This window comes from Microbacterium sp. TPD7012 (assembly GCF_003075395.1).
Lineage (GTDB): Bacteria > Actinomycetota > Actinomycetes > Actinomycetales > Microbacteriaceae > Microbacterium.
Map to the genome: position 1 here is coordinate 845187 of NZ_QDFV01000001.1, position 17094 is coordinate 862280.

18 protein-coding genes are annotated in these 17094 nt (G+C 70.6%); 6 read left to right on the plus strand and 12 right to left on the minus strand.

The features are described from left to right. Nucleotides 1–40: 40 nt before the first annotated feature. Complete coding sequence (locus DC434_RS04025) at nt 41–508, minus strand: Lrp/AsnC family transcriptional regulator (RefSeq protein WP_116633947.1); 468 nt, start codon at nt 506–508, stop codon at nt 41–43. A 100-nt stretch (nt 509–608) separates the two neighbouring features. Here DC434_RS04025 and DC434_RS04030 point away from each other — a divergent pair, with 100 nt between their 5' ends. Further along, nucleotides 609–2060 carry a gamma-aminobutyraldehyde dehydrogenase gene (locus DC434_RS04030; protein ID WP_116633948.1) on the plus strand — a complete coding sequence of 484 codons (1452 nt, stop codon included), beginning with the start codon at nt 609–611 and terminating at the stop codon, nt 2058–2060. Between the two features lie 49 nt (nt 2061–2109). Here the strand turns inward: DC434_RS04030 and DC434_RS04035 are convergent, their stop codons facing one another. Next, complete coding sequence (locus tag DC434_RS04035) at nt 2110–2943, minus strand: M23 family metallopeptidase (protein WP_116633949.1); 834 nt, start codon at nt 2941–2943, stop codon at nt 2110–2112. Nucleotides 2944–3242: 299 nt separating this feature from the next. Further along, nucleotides 3243–3770 carry a GNAT family N-acetyltransferase gene (locus DC434_RS04040; RefSeq protein WP_116633950.1) on the minus strand — a complete coding sequence of 176 codons (528 nt, stop codon included), beginning with the start codon at nt 3768–3770 and terminating at the stop codon, nt 3243–3245. A gap of 153 nt (nt 3771–3923) precedes the next feature. Here DC434_RS04040 and DC434_RS04045 point away from each other — a divergent pair, with 153 nt between their 5' ends. Continuing rightward, nucleotides 3924–5405 (plus strand): HNH endonuclease signature motif containing protein, encoded by a 1482-nt coding sequence (locus DC434_RS04045; RefSeq protein ID WP_116633951.1) that lies wholly within the window; start codon nt 3924–3926, stop codon nt 5403–5405. A gap of 11 nt (nt 5406–5416) precedes the next feature. Here the strand turns inward: DC434_RS04045 and DC434_RS04050 are convergent, their stop codons facing one another. Next, the gene (locus DC434_RS04050) at nt 5417–5737 is read right to left on the minus strand and encodes a hypothetical protein (protein WP_116633952.1); all 321 of its coding nucleotides are present in this window, start codon (nt 5735–5737) and stop codon (nt 5417–5419) included. A 92-nt stretch (nt 5738–5829) separates the two neighbouring features. Between DC434_RS04050 and DC434_RS04055 the strand changes: the two genes are divergently transcribed. From DC434_RS04055 to DC434_RS04065, 3 genes are read left to right on the plus strand one after another with little or no spacing between them, the layout of a single operon-like run. After that, nucleotides 5830–6966, plus strand: coding sequence for an ROK family protein (locus tag DC434_RS04055; protein WP_116633953.1), 1137 nt, complete (start codon nt 5830–5832; stop codon nt 6964–6966). A gap of 21 nt (nt 6967–6987) precedes the next feature. After that, nucleotides 6988–7917, plus strand: coding sequence for a ChbG/HpnK family deacetylase (locus tag DC434_RS04060; RefSeq protein WP_116633954.1), 930 nt, complete (start codon nt 6988–6990; stop codon nt 7915–7917). After that, nucleotides 7914–9251, plus strand: a complete 1338-nt coding sequence (locus tag DC434_RS04065; protein WP_116633955.1) for an MFS transporter — start codon at nt 7914–7916, stop codon at nt 9249–9251. The genes DC434_RS04060 and DC434_RS04065 overlap by 4 nt, the downstream gene beginning before the upstream one ends. Nucleotides 9252–9304: 53 nt before the next feature. Here the strand turns inward: DC434_RS04065 and galE are convergent, their stop codons facing one another. Genes galE through galT form a run of 3 tightly spaced genes read right to left on the minus strand, consistent with a single transcriptional unit; the run spans nt 9305 to nt 12793 of the window. Further along, complete coding sequence (galE, locus tag DC434_RS04070; RefSeq protein WP_116633956.1) at nt 9305–10285, minus strand: UDP-glucose 4-epimerase GalE; 981 nt, start codon at nt 10283–10285, stop codon at nt 9305–9307. A 49-nt stretch (nt 10286–10334) separates the two neighbouring features. Further along, nucleotides 10335–11579, minus strand: coding sequence for a galactokinase (gene galK / locus DC434_RS04075; protein ID WP_116633957.1), 1245 nt, complete (start codon nt 11577–11579; stop codon nt 10335–10337). Next, nucleotides 11576–12793 (minus strand): galactose-1-phosphate uridylyltransferase, encoded by a 1218-nt coding sequence (gene galT / locus DC434_RS04080; protein ID WP_116633958.1) that lies wholly within the window; start codon nt 12791–12793, stop codon nt 11576–11578. Before galT ends, galK begins: the two co-directional genes overlap by 4 nt. A gap of 137 nt (nt 12794–12930) precedes the next feature. On the opposite strand from galT, the gene DC434_RS04085 reads away from it, so the two are divergent. Continuing rightward, nucleotides 12931–13905 carry a LacI family DNA-binding transcriptional regulator gene (locus tag DC434_RS04085; RefSeq protein ID WP_116634041.1) on the plus strand — a complete coding sequence of 325 codons (975 nt, stop codon included), beginning with the start codon at nt 12931–12933 and terminating at the stop codon, nt 13903–13905. A 29-nt stretch (nt 13906–13934) separates the two neighbouring features. Here the strand turns inward: DC434_RS04085 and DC434_RS04090 are convergent, their stop codons facing one another. From DC434_RS04090 to DC434_RS04110, 5 genes are all read right to left on the minus strand, one after another. After that, entirely contained in the window at nt 13935–14285 is a 351-nt protein-coding gene (locus DC434_RS04090; protein ID WP_116633959.1) for a DUF202 domain-containing protein, read from the minus strand. Then, a complete protein-coding gene (locus DC434_RS04095) occupies nt 14282–14641 on the minus strand; it encodes a DUF202 domain-containing protein (RefSeq protein ID WP_116633960.1) in 360 nt (119 codons plus the stop codon). The genes DC434_RS04090 and DC434_RS04095 overlap by 4 nt, the downstream gene beginning before the upstream one ends. Then, entirely contained in the window at nt 14638–15633 is a 996-nt protein-coding gene (locus DC434_RS04100; protein ID WP_116633961.1) for a formylglycine-generating enzyme family protein, read from the minus strand. Before DC434_RS04100 ends, DC434_RS04095 begins: the two co-directional genes overlap by 4 nt. A gap of 37 nt (nt 15634–15670) precedes the next feature. Then, nucleotides 15671–16582, minus strand: coding sequence for a gfo/Idh/MocA family oxidoreductase (locus tag DC434_RS04105; protein ID WP_116633962.1), 912 nt, complete (start codon nt 16580–16582; stop codon nt 15671–15673). Continuing rightward, a partial coding sequence (locus DC434_RS04110) for a carbohydrate ABC transporter permease (RefSeq protein ID WP_133192773.1) occupies nt 16579–17094 on the minus strand: 516 nt, incomplete at its 5' end. The genes DC434_RS04110 and DC434_RS04105, both read right to left, overlap by 4 nt.

Here is a 17094-nt window from a genome sequence, read left to right on the forward strand (position 1 = left end):
TGGTCGTGCGGATTCGGGCGCGGATGCGGTGGGGTGCGCGTCAGCGCGTGCCCCAGTTGTAGAGGTCCTTGTAGAGGCCGGCGTAGAGCAGGCTCTCGGTGTGCGCGACGCCCGGGATCGTGCGGATGCGGGTCGCGATGAGGTCGATGAGGTGCTCGTCGTCCTCGCACACGGCCTCGACGAGGATGTCGAAGGTGCCGAGGGTGACCACGACGTAGGCCAGCTCGCGGATCTTCGTCAGCTCCTGCGCGATCTCTCGAGGATCGCCGGAGACGCGGATGCCGATCATCGACATGCGGTGGAAGCCCAGCTGCATGGGGTCGGTGACGGCGACGATCTGGATGATGCCGGCCTCGGTCATGCGCTGCACGCGCTGGCGGGCGGCTGCCTCGCTGAGTCCCACCTCGCGCCCGATCTCGGCATAGGGCCGCCGGCCGTCCTCCTGGAGGAGCTCGACGATCCGCTTCGAGATGTCGTCGAGTGCCAGCTGCTTGGTCTTCGTGCTCATGGGTCGATATTGTCAGGCTCGAATGTGGATAGCAACCGATTCAGTTGTTTCAAGGTGATCAGACCTTTTGATTTCGTGGCAGAGCCACTACGCTGGCGCCATGCTCCGTGATCTCCTGAAGAACTCCGCCCCGCTGCAGAACTTCATCGGCGGCCGCTACGTGCCCGCGAACGGTGCCGGACGGATGCCGCTGCTCGACCCGGCGACCGAGGCGACCTACGGCGAGATCCCGGTGTCGGATGCCGGTGACGTGGATGCGGCCTACGCCGCGGCATCCGCTGCCTTCCCGCTGTGGCGCGACACGACCCCCGCCGACCGGCAGCTCGCCCTGTTCCGCATCGCCGACGAGATGCAGGAGCGGGCCGAGGAATTCGCCGACCTGGAGTCGCAGGACACGGGCAAGCCCCGCGCGAGCCTCGTCGCCGACGAGATCCTGCAGTCGATCGACCAGCTCCGCTTCTTCGCCGGCGCCGCACGCAGTCTCGAGGGGCGCGCAGCGGGGGAGTACCTCGCCGGGCACACCTCGTTCGTGCGCAGGGAGCCGGTCGGCGTGATCGGTCAGGTGACGCCGTGGAACTACCCGCTGAACATGGCGGTGTGGAAGATCGCGCCCGCGCTCGCCGCCGGCAACACGGTCGTGCTCAAGCCCGCCGAGTCGACCCCGCTCACGACGCTGCTGCTGGCAGAGATCGTCGCGCTGCACACACCCGCCGGCGTCCTCAACGTCGTGCTGGGCGACCGCGACACGGGCGTGGCACTGGTGGAGCATCCGACTCCGCAGATGGTCGCGATCACGGGGTCGGTGCGCGCGGGCATGGCGGTGGCACGATCGGCCGCGAACGACGTCAAGCGCGTCCACCTCGAGCTCGGCGGCAAGGCTCCCGCGATCGTGTTCCCGGACGCGTCGATCGAGAAGGCCGCGGCCGGGATCGTCAACGCCGCCTTCTTCAACGCCGGTCAGGACTGCACGGCGGCCACCAGGGTGCTCGTGCACTCGTCGATCCATGACGAGCTCGTGGCGGCGCTCGTCGAGCGGACCCGGACGGATGCGCGGACGGGCGGGCCGCGCGAAGAGGGCGTGCTGTACGGACCGTTGAGCAGCGCCGCGCAGCTCGCGCAGGTGTCGGGGTTCGTCGAGCGGCTTCCCGCGCACGCGACGATCGAGACCGGAGGCCGTCGTCAGGGCGATCACGGGTACTTCTTCGAGGCGACGATCGTGTCGGGGCTGCGGCAGGACGACGAGGCCGTGCAGGGCGAGATCTTCGGTCCCGTGCTCACGGTGCAGGCCTTCGAATCGGAGGAGGAGGCGCTGGAGATGGCGAACGACGTGCCTTACGCGCTGGCCTCCTCGGTGTGGACGACCGATCACGCGCGGGCGATGCGGTTCTCGCGCGACCTCGACTTCGGCTGCGTGTGGATCAACACCCACATCCCGTTCGTGTCGGACATGCCGCACGGCGGATTCAAGCACTCCGGGTACGGCAAGGATCTCTCGCAGTACGGTTTCGACGACTACACGCGCATCAAGCACGTGATGACGGCGCTGGACTGATGCCCTACGCGGGGCCGGCTGAACGCTGGTCCCCGCGCGGGTGTTCGGGTCAGGTCACGTTCTCCGTGAGCCAGGGCAGGGGGTCGACGGGGGTGGCGTTGAGGTGCACCTCGAAGTGCAGGCACGAGCCGAACACGTATCCGGTCGATCCGACGTCGCCGATGTACTGCCCTGCCTCGACGCAGTCGCCGACCTCGACCGCGCGACTCCCGTACGTCATGTGGGAGTAGACGGTGCTCACGGCCTTCCCGTCGACGATGCTCTCGATCTGGATCGTCACGCCGTAGCCCTCGAAGCTCTCGGTCGACCGGGAGACGCAGCCCTTCATGGCCGCATTGATCGGCGTGCCGAGCGGGGCGGCGAAGTCCTGGCCGAGATGGGATCGCCCGGGTCGTGAGGCGCCGAAGCCATCGGTGAACGAGTACGTCCCATCGGCCATCGGCATCACGACGCGGTCGGCGAGCGGGATCTCCATCGCACTGCTGAGCGGCATGCCGGCGGCGACCGCGGCAGTGACGGCACGGGAGCGCGTCTCCTTGATCTCCTCGGGCGTCGTCGCGGCGAAGGCCCCGCGCGGAGCGATCTCCGCGCGGATCTCGTCCGTCGCCGTGTAGGACTGGGAGTCGGAGTCTGCGGTGGTGGAGACGGCGGCTGCGGCGCTGGCTGCGGCGGTGTGATCGCTCAGCGGGTTGAGCCCGGGAAATGCTGCTCCGGTCATCATCACGCCGATGGCGAGCGTGGCGCCGAGCGCCTTGACCTTCGCCCAGTGGCGCTTCGTCCGGCGGGACTGCACCCGGGAGATCGGTGCGACCGGCCGCGTCGTCTTCGAGGTCGGACGGGGTGCGATCGTCGGGGGCAGCTGGGGTGACAGCGGCACCGACATCGGTGCATCGGGTGCAGACGCAGGCGCGTTCGCTCGGCGGGGGCTCTGCGCACTCGCGGATGCGGAGCGCCGAAGATCACGGCGCAACAGCGGGCGCTGCGTGTCGGAGATGTCGGTGGCTGGTTCCGAGGCACCCTGAGCGGGCTCGGTTGGCAGGGAGTTCGTGACGGGTCCTTCCGGAGGCGGATGTACTCGGCGGTCGATCCCCCGGATGCCACCGTTACCGATTCGTAATTTATGCGCTGTGTCGCGCTGGGTCAAATCGAGCGCGAGCCGGGGCGCCGTGCGGTGAGCGGGCGTCAGCCGACGAGCACCTTGACCCGCCGGTGCTCCTTCAGCGTGAGATTCGGCCGCTCGTCCACCTTCGTGGCACCGTCGAGCTCCCATCCGTGGCGCTCATAGAAGGCGTCGGCGCGGTCGTTGCCGTCGAGCACCCACAGGTAGGCGCGGGTGTGGCCGGCATCCGTGATCCGCTTCGCTGCGCTCGTGAGGAGCGCGTGGCCGACTCCGGTCGACCACGCATCGGGGTCTGCGTAGATGCCGTAGATCTCGCCGTCGGCCGCTCCGTCTTCGTCGCGCCCCGAGCCGAACGACGCCCAGCCGAGGATCCGGTCGTCGCGGACGGCGACCAGGATGCCGAGGCCCGTGGGCAGCGGTTCGGCGATGAACCTCCGCCAATTGGCGGCGCGATCCGGGATCGAGAGGGAGTCCAGGACCTCCTGATCCATGAGTCCGCGGTAGGCGGCCTGCCAGGATCGCACGTGGATCCGGGCGACCTCGTCGGCGTCGTCGGCACGGCCGTCGCGGACTTCGAGGGGTGGTGTCATCGGGCCAGCCTAGTGAGGCCGCGGGAGTGTGGGCGAGCCGTCTTGGTGGGTGCTCTGTGGAGGAGGACTGGCTGTCGCGAGAGTATTGGAATATCGCCCTGAACTGGGATATTTGGAGTCTTGAATGTCGGTGGCCCTCGGTTGAATGGGGGTATGAACAGCACCGCGGAGATCTTCGATCGGGTCGTCCCCGACGTCCGCGGAGTGCTGCGTGCGGATGCCGTTCGGGTGCTGTCGGATGCCGAGAAGATGGAGCTGCTTCGCGTGGCGGGTGACGTGCAGCGGGTTGTCGATGCGCTGGTCGTGGAGACCGTCGCATCGACCGATGTCGATTTCGCCCGGTCGTTCGGGTGCGCGTCGATGAATGAGCTTCTGCAGCGGGCCCTGCGCACGGACGCGGCGGGGGCCGGGCGGGTGGTGCGGGCGGCGAAGGCCGTGCACCGCGAGACCGAGTTCACGTCGGGGGCGCCGCTTCCGGCGCTGTGGCCGCAGATGCGGCAAGCACTGCTCGACGGGGTCGTCGGGGTCGCGGGGCTGTTGGCGGCCACGGTGCCGGTGGAGCAGGCGGGCCGGCGCATCGGTCCCGAAGACCGGTTGCGGGCGGATGCCGAACTCGCGGCGTTCGCACGCGGGTTCGCTGCGGATACGGATACGGATGCGGATGCCGATGCGGATGCGGACGATGCGGATGCGGCGCCGCCGGCGACGCCGGAGGATCTGCGGCTTCTCGCGAAGGTGATCGTGACCTACCTCGACCCCGACGGCGCCGAACCCGCGGAGGACATCGCCCAGCGCGGGCGCGGTGTGCTCCTCGGCCGGGCGAAGAACGGCCTCATCCCGCTCCGTGGCGACCTCCTCCCCGAAGTGGCCGGGCAGCTGCAACGCATCTGGGACGCCTACCTCAGCCCCAAGGTCGACGGGCCGCCCCTGCCGGGTGTGAGCTTCCGACCGATCGACGTGCTCGACGCCGACACGATCGAGACGCCAGAGGACCCGCACGCCGAGGGTGACACTCTGCCCGGTGGCGACTCCACCGGGATGGTCGACACCCGCACCCGGGCGCAGAAGCAGCACGATGCTCTCGCCGCCGCGCTCGGGATCGCTGCCCGCCACGAAGAGATGCCCCGCCTCGGAGGTGCCGCCCCGACCGTCGTCGTGTCGGTCACCGCCCGGGACTATGCGACCGGCCGCGGATGGGCGCACATCGACGGGGCAGACACCCCCACGAGCATGGCAGCCGCCCGGCACGCGGCGTGTGGAGGGAACATCCAACGGGTGCTGTTCGATCCCGAAGGGCGCATCATCGGCATCGGAACCACGGAACGGATCTTCACCGTCCATCAACGCCGCGCGATCACCCTCCGCGACAAGGAATGCCTCATACCGGGATGCCACGTTCCGGCATCCTGGTGCGAGATCCATCACGTCACCGAACACGCCAGGGGCGGACCCACACACACCGACAACGGCGTCACCCTCTGCTGGCACCACCACCGCACCCTCGACACGAGTGGGTGGGAGATCCGCGTGCAGAACGGCATCCCGCAGGTGCGGGGCCCGGCGTGGTGGGACCCCGAACGGCGCTGGCGTACGCCCCGTCACCTGTTCCAGAGCATCCACAGGCGCGCCGGCTGACCGACTGTGCGTCACCTGTCGAGCAGGGTGATCCACGGATGTCCGGGATGCGCGGTGGTCAACGCCGATCGCAGCCAGTGAATCGCGTCTGGACGGAGGTAGCGAATCCCGTCGCGCTCCCAGAGGATCTCGTCCGATGGCAGATTCACCCGCGCATCGCGCTTGTACGTCCAGAATCCTTCGGAGGTGTCCATGAGAATCACGTCGTACTCCCAGGGATCCGCTCCGCTGTTTCGCAGCCACAGATTGCTGCAGGTGTCGGGGATCGCGGCATCGACCTCGGTCAGTGGAGTGAGAGAGCCACGGAGACGCACCAGCTCGTCATGATCCACGATTCCACCGTAGATCCCGAGCCTCGAATCTCTCCCATCGACGGGTGCAACCCGATGTGGCATAGTGGGCGGGACGCCGACCCAGGGATGACATGTCGAGACCACTCGCGGGACCGCAGAGCCTGCTTCGCACACTCAACGGCCGCGCGATCCTCGAGGCACTGGCGCGCAGCGGCCCGCAGACCCGCGCCGAGCTGATGGCCACCACCGGACTCTCCCGCACGGCCGTGACCCAGGTGCTCCGCATGCTCGACGGAGCCGGCGCCGTCGCCGCTGCCGGCGTCGACCGTGACACCCGCGGACCCGCGGCCGGCCGCGTCGGACTGCACCCGCGCCTCGGTTTCGCCGCCGCCGTGCACGTCGACCATCATGCCGCCCACGTCGTCCTCGTCGACGCGACCGGAGCCGTGCGAGCCGAGCAGCATGCCGCCTTCCTCAGCGGCGACCGCGTCGGGCGCATCGTCGAGCTCATCGAGCGATGCCGCAGCGCCCTCAAGGGGCCCGTGCATCTCGCGGTCGTCGGGGTCCCGGGTATCGTCACCCCCGAAGGAGGGATCCGCGACGACCTCGGACCCGACGGCGGAGCCTTCCGCAGCGCCCTCTCCGAGACGCTCGGCTGCCCGGTCCGCGTCGAGAACGACGTGAACCTCGCGGCTCTCGCAGAGCTCACCGCCGGGTCGGGCGGCGAACTCGCCAGCTTCGCGCTGCTCCACCTCGACGACGGCCTCGGCGCAGGCATGGTGCTCGACGGAGTTCTGCACCGCGGATTCTCCGGGGTCGCCGGAGAGGTCGCGTACCTCCCGCAGACCCCGCTGCCCATCGGCGCACCGATCGTGAACGACGCCGTCGTCGGAGATCTCGCGCTGGGCCTCGGGCTCGACGTCGACGCCACGCTCCTCCAGCACCTCGAAGCCGCAGCCGGTGGGGACGAGGTCGCGCAGAAGCTCGTCGCCGAGATCGGCCGGCGTATCGTGCTCGTCGCCGGCACCGTCGGACTCGTCCTCGACCCCGAGGCCTTCATCCTCGGCGGCGATGCGGTGCATCCGATGCTCGTCGACGCCGTCGCACGCACCGCCGCCGAGTATGCGGCCCAGCTGCCGCTGCGCTTCCTCGTCTCCTCGTTCGGCCCGGAGGCGCCGCTGGTCGGCGCCGTCGGCGAGGCGGCATCCGCTCTTCGGGTCGCGCTGTTCACCCGCATCCTCACACCGTCCGCCAAGATCAGCCGCTGACCGTCCCGACAGGATCCGCCGATGACCGCTCCGTCCGACCTCGCCGATCGACTCGGACTCGCCCCGGGCGCGCGCGCGATCATCCTCAACGCCGACGACTTCGGTATGTGCCATGCCGCCAACACCGCGATCGTCGACCTGCTCACCACCGCAAGGATCGACTCGACGACGCTGATGGTGCCGTGCGCGTGGTCGCCGGAGGCGCTGGCCTTCGCGGCATCTCGCACCGACCTCGACATCGGCGTGCACCTCGTGCTGACCAGCGAATGGAGCCGCTACCGCTGGCGCCCGCTCACCGGCGCTGCGACGACCCTCGTCGACGCCGACGGCTTCTTCCCCGCCGACGTCGCCGCCGTGGAGCAGGAGGCCGCCGACGAGGAGGTCGCCGCCGAGCTCGCGGCACAGCTTCAGGCCGCCCTCGACGCGGGCGTCGACGTGACCCACCTCGACAACCACATGGGCTCGGTCTACGGGCTCCTCACCGGACGAGACTTCCTCCGACCGGTCTTCGCGCTCGCGGCCCGGCACGGCCTTCCCTTCCGCCTGCCGCGCAGCATGGACGGCGTCGGAGCGGATGCCGCGCTGCAGAAGAAGCTCGACGAGGCGGCAGCCGCGGCCGATGCGGCAGGAGTCGAGATCATCGATCGGCTGTGGAGCCATCCGTTCGGACTCCTCGGTGAGGGCACGAGCGAGGAGGAGACCTACGAGCAGGTGCGCGACGGCTTCGTCGCCCTGCTGCGCGCGGTGCCGGCGGGACTCACCGAGATCTACCTGCACCCGATGATCGACGACGACGAGCTGCGTGCCGCGGTCGACTACGGGGCCGCGAAACGCGGCTACGAGCACAGGCTCCTCAGCGACCCGGTGGTCCTGCAGGCGATCGAGGACGAAGCGCTCGTCCGGGTGGGCTGGCGCGACCTGCGAGACCTGCAGCGGAGCCGCATCCGATGACGTCGCTGGGCGGACGACTGCGTGAACGGCGGTTGGATGCCGCGCCGACGCGGGCGCAGTCGATCGCGTTCGGGGCCTCCGGGTTCCCCACCCAGCTCATGGCGCAGACCTTCTCGGCCTTCGTCGTCTACTTCTATGTCTCGCAGCTCGCCGTGCCCGCCGGGTGGGTGGCGGTGTCGATGATCGCCCACGGTGTCCTCAACGCGGTGCTGAATCCGGTCGTCGGCGCGCTCTCCGACCGGCTGCGCACCCCGTGGGGTCGTCGCGTCCCCTGGATCGGCCTCGGCATCGTGCCGCTCGTCGTCGCGTTCGCCCTGGTGTGGATGCCGCCCGACCTGCCCGTCGCGGGCCTCATCGTCTGGTTCCTCGTCGTCGTCGCGGTCTACGACATCGCGTTCGTGGTGGTCGTCCTCAACATCTCGGCCCTGTTCCCCGAGATCTTCCGCACCACGGAGGAACGGGCCAGGGGCAATGTCCCGCGGCAGATCTTCGCGATCCTCGGCATGGTGCTGGGAACCGCCGGCGCACCCGCCCTCTACGGTGCGATCGGCTGGCCGGGCATGGCCATGGTGCTGGGCGGCGTCTGCCTCATGCTGCTCGTCTGGTCGTTCCTCGGCGGCATGATCGAGCGTCGCGCACCCGAGCCGGGCGGCGCGACGGCCGCCGCGGAGATGCGCTGGCGCGAACAGCTGAGCTACACGTTCCGCAATCGCGCGTTCGTCCCCTATGTGCTCGGCTCCCTCTTCGTGCAGACCGCGGTCGCCGTGATCCTCGCCGCGATCCCGTTCTACGTGCGCTACTCGCTCGGTGCGGACGAGGGGGAAGGGAGCATCCTGCTCGGCGCGATCTTCGTGACCGCGATCCCCTCGATCCTGCTGTGGAGTGCGGTCGTGCGCCGCACGAGTCCCCGGACGGCTCTGCTGTGGAGCGTGGCGGTCTTCGGTGTCGCGGTGCTCGGCTACCTCGCTCCGTCGAACGTGCTCGGCGCGGCGCTCGTCGGCGTGGCCGTCGGCATCGGCGTGGGCGGGCTGCTGCAGCTGCTCGAGGTGATGCTCGCGCAGATCATCGACGCGGATGCCGTGCGCACCGGTCACCGGCGCGAGGGCGCCTACTTCGGGGTGAACGGCTTCGTGGTGCGCGGCTCCGTGGTGCTGCAGGCGGTGGTCGCGGCGTGGGTGCTGACGGCATCGGGTTTCGACGCCGCCCTCGAGGATGGCCAGCCGGAGTCCGTCGACGGCGGCATCCGCCTGATGCTCGCGGTGGTCCCGCTCGGGTTCACCGCCCTCGCGTGGCTCTGCTTCTGGCTCTACCCCATCCGCACCCGCGACGTCTGAGACTGCCGGGGTGTCTCGTCACTTCGACTCGTCGCGCTCGCTCGACTACCGGCCTAAGAACCGGAAAGGCGTCGAGCTTCCCAGCCCGTCCGCACCATCTCGTCCACCGAGTACCGCATCTTCCAGTCGAGGTCGCGCGCCGCGAGCTCTCCGGTGGCGACGATGCGGTCGGGGTCGCCGGGGCGACGCGGGCCGATCTCGGGGGTGAAGTCGATGCCCGTGACGCGGGCGACGGCATCCATGATCTGCTTCACGCTGAGGCCGTCGCCGGAGCCGAGGTTGTAGGCGGCCTCGATCGGCTGTCCGCCCGAGAGGCGCTTCGCCGCCTCGACGTGCGCGGCGGCGATGTCGCCGACGTGCACGTAGTCGCGCACATTGGTGCCGTCTTCGGTGGCGTAGTCGTCGCCGAAGATCTTCGGCGTCTTCCCGGCGATCAGCGCTTCGAAGACGATCGGGAAGAGGTTGTGCGGGCTGACGTCGTAGACCGTCGGGTCGGCGGAGCCGACCACGTTGAAGTAGCGCAGCGAGGTGTGACGCAGCGGGTGCGCGGAGTCGGCCGTCGCGACGGCCTGGTCGCGCAGCAGCCATTCGCCGATGAGCTTGGACTCGCCGTAGGGGCTGGCCGGCTTCTTCGCGGTGTCCTCTTCGACGAGGGCGACATCGGGCGTGCCGAACACGGCCGCCGACGAGGAGAACACGATGTTCGCGACGCCCGCGGCCTCCATGGCCTCGAGGATCACGCGCGTGCCTTCGACGTTCTGCGCGTACGTGTGCAGCGGGCGCTGCACCGAGACGCCGGCGTACTTGAAGCCGGCGACGTGGATCACGCCGTCCGCGTCGTGATCGCGGAGTGCCTTCTCGACGAGCTCGCGATCGAGGATGCTGCCCTGCACGAACGGCACGCCCTCCGGCACGAACGACGGGACTCCGCTGGACAGGTCGTCGAGCACGACGGGGGTCAGTCCGGCATCCGCGAGGGCGCGGACGACGTGGGCTCCGATGTAGCCGGCGCCGCCGGTGACGATCCAGGACATTGCGTTCCTCTCCTGCCGCAGGCTCGTCGCGGCTCGATCACTCATTCTGTCAGGCGTCGCGGTGCGCGCCGGCGGACGGCGTGACCGTGAACAGCACCGGGGCGGTGAAACCGGATGCCGCGAACGCCGCGGTCACGGCATCCGACACGGACTCCACGGCATCCCGTTCGATCAGCGCGATCGCTGCTCCGCCGAAGCCTCCGCCGGTCATCCGCGCGCCGAGCGCACCCGCGGCCAGCGCCGCGTCGACCGCGGTGTCCAGCTCGGGGACGGAGATCTCGAAGTCGTCGCGCATCGAGACGTGCGAGGCGACGAGCAGGTCGCCGATCGCGCGCGCCCCGTCTTCGCGCAGCACGCGTACGGTGTCGAGCACGCGCTGGTTCTCGGTCACGATGTGGCGCACGCGGCGGAAGGTCACGTCGTCCATCAGCTCCGCGGCCCGCGGGAGATCGTCGACGGACACGTCGCGCAGAGCGGGGACGCCCATGATCTCGGCGCCGAGTTCACACGACGCACGGCGCTCGCCGTATCCACCGGTGGAGTGCGCGTGCTTGACGCGCGTGTCGATCACGAGGATCGCGAGCCCGGCCTCGGCGACACCGAGCGGCACGAGCTGCGCCTCGAGCGAGCGGCAGTCGAGGAAGATCGCGGCGTCCGGCTCACCGAGCATCGACGCCATCTGGTCCATGATCCCGGTCGGGGCGCCGACCGCCTCGTTCTCGGCGCGACGGCCGACGCGAGCGAGCGCGGTGCGGTCGAGCCCGGCGTCCCAGAGGTCGTTCAGGGCGGATGCCGCGGCCCCCTCGATCGCCGCCGAGGATGAGAGCCCGGCACCGACCGGCACGTCGGAGGCGATCGCGATGTCCATCCCGCGGAACGAGCGTTCGGCGCCGTCGGTCGTGAGCGCCTGGCGCAGAGCCCACGCGACGCCGAGCGGGTACGCCGCCCACTCCGGCACGGCGGGTCGGCGATCTGAGCCGGGTCCCTGAGCCGGTCGAAGGGTCGGGAAGATCTCGTCGAGCTCGTCGAGCGCGACCTCGACCGGCTCTGCCGCGAACGTCGACGCGACCCGCACGCGGCCGCGATCGTCGTCACGGAGCCCCACGGCCGCGACCGTGCGGTGCGGGATCGCGAACGGGAGGACGAAGCCGTCGTTGTAGTCGGTGTGCTCGCCGATGAGGCTCACCCGTCCCGGCGCCGACCAGAGCCCGTCGGGCTCGCGGCCGGTCAGCTCGACGAACAGCGTGCGCGCAGCATCCTGCGTCTCGGTCTCGTGGGTCTCGGAGAAGGTCATGCCGACACCTCGCCATCCGTCGACCGGCTCGACGACTCGTCGGCCGCTGCGCGTTCGATCGCCTCGCGGATGCGCGCGGCACCCTGCTCGGGGGTGACCTCGGCGGCCCAGGCCCACATCGCGGCCTCGGACCCGGCGAGGAACTTCAGCTTGTCGGCGGCGCGGCGGGGACTCGTGAGCTGCAGGTGCAGGCGCACGCTTTCGCGCCCGACGTTCACGGGAGCCTGATGCCACGCGGCGATGTACGGCGTCGGGGAGTCATAGAGGGCATCGACACCGCGCAGCAGGCGCAGGTAGAGGGGGGCGAGCTCGTCGCGCTCGGCATCCGTCGTCTCGGCGAAGTCCGGAACGTGACGATGCGGCATCAGGTGGACCTCCAGCGGCCAGCGGGCGGCGAACGGCACGAACGCCGTCCAGTGCTCCCCGCGGAAGACCATGCGCTCGGATGCCTGCTCGAACTCGAGGATGTGCTGGAACAGATCGGGGGCCGTCCGGTCGATCGAGTCGAGCAGGCGCGTGGTGCGCGGCGTCACGTAGGGGTAGGCGTAGATCTGGCCGTGCGGATGCGGGAGCGTGACGCCGATCGCCTCGCCGCGGTTCTCGAACGGGAAGATCTGCTCGATGCCGGGGAGCTTCGAGAGGGCGGCCGTGCGGTCGGCCCAGGCCTCGATCACGGTGCGCGCGCGCGTCACGGTCTGCGTGCCGAACGACCCGGAGTGCTCGGGGCTGAAGCAGACGACCTCGCAGCGGCCGACCGAGGTGCGGGTGCGACCGAGGCCGAGGGCTCCGAGGTCGTCGAGGCCGCGCGCAGGGTTGGTGGCGGCGGGTGCCGTGCCGAGGGCTTCGGCCAGCGCGGGGCCGAAGGCAGGGGAGCGGTTCTCGAACACCGCGACGTCGTAGCGGGACGGCACCTCGGACGGGTTGTCGGGCGTCTGGGGCGCGAGCGGGTCGGCCGAGGCGCTCGGCATCATGACACGGTTCTGCCGGTTCGCGGCCACGGTGATCCAGTCGCCGGTGAGCACGTCGAGGCGCATCGTCGCGGTCTCGGGCCGGGGGTCCAGCGTGCGCGCGTCGACGGCGCGCTCGGCCCCGAGCGTCGTGCCGGGGTCGTCGTAGTAGATGAGGTCGCGACCGTCGGCCAGCGTGGTGGCGCGCTTGACGACGCCGGCGCCGAGGTCTTCCGTGCGCAACTCAGCAAGATTTTCCGTGTTCACGTAAACATGGTACGCACATCGCCGTGATAACGTCAACACGCCTGAGTTGTGAACGGAGGATGCCGGTGACCCACAGCGATGTCGACTCCTTCGCGTCGAAGCCTCGCTCGCGCCGCCCGTCGTCCGGACGCGTCTCGATGGCCATGGTCGCCGCCCGCGCCGGCGTCTCCGGGCAGACCGTGTCGCGCGTGGTCAACGACAGTCCTCGTGTCGACCCGGACACCAGGGCACGTGTCGAGAAGGCCATGGCCGAGCTCGGCTATCGCCCCCATCGCGCCGCGCGAGCCCTGCGCACCGGAAGGTCGCAGACCATCGGGCTCGTGGTCACGACCCTCGCGACGGTCGGCAACTCGCGCATGCTGCAGGCGACGTCCGAGGCGGCGGCGGAACGCGGCTACGCCCTCACGGTCGTGACCGCGGCCGACGGGGTCGGCTCGGCCTTCGAGCGCCTGGCCGAGCAGGAGGTCGACGGCGCGATCGTGCTGAACGAGGCCTCCGCGCAGGTCTCGGCGGACGAGCGCCCCGCGGGACTGCGCCTCGTCGTGGTCGACGCCCCGACCGAGGCGGGATTCGTGACCGTGCACAGCGACCACCACGGCGGAGCGGCGGCCGCGACGGCGCGGCTGCTCGCGCTCGGGCACGAGACCGTGCATCACCTCGCGGGTCCCGCCGACTCCTACGCCGCCGCCGAGCGCGAGCGCGGGTGGCGCGAGACGCTCACGAGTGCGGGCATCTCTGCGCCTGCCGTCGTGCGCGGCGACTGGAGCGCAGACACCGGGTTCTCCGCCGGCGCCGCCCTGGCCGGGGCATCCGCCGTGTTCTGCGCCAACGACCAGATGGCCCTCGGTCTGCTGCGGGCTCTCGCCGAAGCCGGCCGTCGAGTGCCCGAGGACGTCAGTGTGATCGGCTTCGACGACGTGCCGGACGCCGCGAACTACCGACCGCCGCTGACCACGATCCGGCAGGACTTCACCGCTCTCGCCCAGCGCACCGTCGGCGCCCTGGTCGCGGAGATCGAGGGGGAGGGCGCCGAGCGCGAGGATGCCGTCGGCGAGGCGGCATCCGTCATCCCGACACGGCTCGTCGAACGCGCCAGCACCGCTCCGCGCTGAGCCGGCTAGACCTGCCCACGCCTGCGGGCTCACCCGCGGGAGCTCGCGGCGGCGATCACGACAGCGATCCCGGCGGCCCCGACCACGCTCAGCCCCAGCGAGACGGCGAGGATCAGGCCTCCTCCGGTCAGCCGTGCGCGAAGGCCCTGCGCCCGGAGCGCCTCGGACGTGCGCCGGCCGCGTCGTCGCGAGAGCGTCCAGAGGACGGTCGAGAGCAGCACGCCGACCACGCCGACGACGACCCAGCGGGCATCGTCGAACACCGCGGGAAGCAGGCGCAGGGCGACGATCGACGTGATTCCGAACGTCAGGCAGGTGCGCCGCCATGCGAGTTCCGAACGCTCGGGCTGCAGGCCGCGATCGAACGGCGGCGCTGTCATCGCAGAACCATCGACAGGAGCACCAGTGCTCCGGCAACCGCGACCACGGCCGCGAGCAGTGCGCTCAGCGCCGAGCCGGGCAGTGCCGTGTCCTCACGCAGCGCCCGTTCGGTGCGGCACCATCCGATCCAGGCCAGAGCGGGGATGACCGTGCCGGCGACGACGAGCACGAGCGACGCGGCGAGCCGCAGACCCGGGTGGAGGTCGAGGCCGAGCAGCTCGAGCGCCACCCCGCCGGCGATCAGCGCGAGGCCGGTGCGCACCCAGGCGAGGAAGGTGCGCTCGTTCGCGAGGGTGAACCTCGCGTCCGCCTCGTGACCGCGTCGATAGACGGATGCCGGGAACCTGTTCCTCATCCGCTCACCGTGCGGAAGCCCGCGTTCCCCATCGAGGAGTCCGGCGTGTTGTGCGAGCGTGCGGAGTTCCGGTACCGGTTGCAGTACGAATCGTGGCACAGGTAGCTCCCTCCGCGCAGGACGCGCTCGGTGCCGTGCGCGGGGCCGGTCGGCGACGACGTCGCGGCATCCGCGTAGGCGCTCGCCGAGTACCAGTCCCGGCACCACTCCCAGACGTTCCCGACCGTCTGGTGCAATCCGTAGCCGTTGGGCGCGAACGCGTCGGCGGGAGCGGTGGTCAGGTGTCCGTCCTCGATCGTGTTCTCGGTGGGGAACCGCCCCTGCCAGATGTTCGCCCGCCAGCCGCCGGCGTCGACGGCCTCGTCGCCCCAGGGGTACCGAGCGCCGTCGATCCCGCCGCGGGCGGCGTACTCCCACTCGGCTTCGCTCGGCAGGCGGCGTCCGCTCCACTCGGCGTAGGCCGCCGCGTCGTTCCAGCTCACGTGCACGACCGGGTGGCGGCCGAGGCCGTCGCCCACGGCATCCGAGAGTCGCCCGCCCGGATGACGCCAGTCGGCACCGCGGACGCCGATCCACCACGGCGCCGTCGCCGCCGGGCCCATGATGTCGCTCTCGCGCGCGGCGACCGCCAGGTGGAAGACCGCGGAGTACCCGAAGGTCTCGGCCTCCGTGCGGTATCCGGTGTCTGTCGCGAAGCGCGCGAAGTCGTCGTTCGTCACGGCGGTGGTGTCGATCGAGAACCCGTCGAGGGTCACGGGATGCCGTGGCTCCTCGCCGTCGCCGCGGTTGGCGTCTCCGTTCGCGTCGCCCATGAGGAATCGTCCGGCCGGGATGATCGCCTGCGGCACGGCGTGCCGTCCGGTGCCGCCGGCGAGGGGCGGAGCACCGAGACGAGAGGCGGGGGCCGCGGCGCCGATCGTGAGCAGAGTGCTCCGGGACGGAGTTCCGCAGGTGCAGGACGGTCCGCAGCCGGCGTCATCCGCCGATGTCATCTCGCTCCGTCCTCCGTCCTCTGTCCTCATCGCGCTGTCAGCGTTCGTCGGCGTCCGGCGCCCGCTTCGGCAGAGCGAGGGGCAGGCGGGTCGCGAGAGTCTCGGAGCCGGCGGCCACGATCCGAGAGATCGCGACGATCTCGGCGGGGTCGATGTTCGGCTCGCCGCTGCGGCACGATCGCACGACGGAATCGAGGAGGCCGGTCAGCATGTCCTCGTCCGACTCGATCGTGAAACCGACCTCACCGGACGCCGTCCGAGCTCGCCCGCGAGTCCACGGATCCCACTCCGCCGGACCGCTGAGCGTCGCGCTCCGGCCATCCGGCCAGACCAGGCGCACGCCGGTGCCGCGCGGCTCGACGAGCGCGCGCCCCGGCCCGAAGAGCGCCACGGCCAGGTCGACGAGGTGCACGCCGTACCAGGAGAGACCCGGATGGCCGGGTTGCACGACCAGGGGCCCGCGGAGCTCGATCGACTCGATCTCCGCCGCCGGAAGCGCGAGGAACTCGGGGGTGAACCGCTTCGGGGAGCCGCTGAGCACCAGGCATCCGGAGTCTGCGGCGAGCTGCAGCATCTCGCTGGCATCCTGCGCGTCGGCCGCGAACCGGGTGTCGACGTACACGGGCTTGCCGGAGGGGGCGATGCGGGCGAACTGCTCCCGCCGCGTGCGCACGTCGGAGGACACCAGCAGCAGGGCGTCGGATGCCTCGGCCACCGCCTCCGGTGAGTCCAGCAGCGGCACGCCGGCGTCGGAGAGAGCACTCGCGTTCTCGTCGTTGCGGTCCCGACTGGGCGGGAAGTCTGCCGAGGTCGGCGCCTTCCAGGCCGCCGTCACGACCCCGCCGAGCACGCGTCCGGAGCGGCCGTCGCCGAACAGGCGGGTGAACTGCCGCGCGTGCGAGGAGTCGACGCCGATCAGGCCGAAGCGGATCGGCTGCGGACTCGTCATCCCTTGATCCCGCTCGCCGTGATGCTCTCGACGATGTGGCGCTGCAGGAAGATGAAGATCAGGAAGCAGGGCACGAAGCTGATCAGCGCCGCCGCCATGATGTTCGAGGTCGAGACCGTCTCGGTGTTGAGCGTCGCGAGCCCCACCGTGAGCGTCCGCGCCTCGTCGGACTGGCCGACGACGAGCGGCCAGAGCAGGTCGTTCCAGTGCCAGAGGAACACGAAGATCGCGAGGGTCGCGAGCACCGGCTTGATCAGCGGCAGGACGATCGAGACGAAGGTGCGCCACTCGCCGGCTCCGTCGATGCGGGCCGCGTCGAAGAGCTCGTCCGGCATGTCCATCACGAACTGCCGGATCAGGAACACGGCCTGCGCGTTCGCGAGCGTCGGCAGGATCAGGCCCCACAGGGTGTTCACGCCTCCCGCTCCGGCGACGAGGATGAACGTCGGGATCAGCGTCGCCTGCATCGGGACCATGAGGGTCGCGATGATCGACCACAGCAGGGCGTTGCG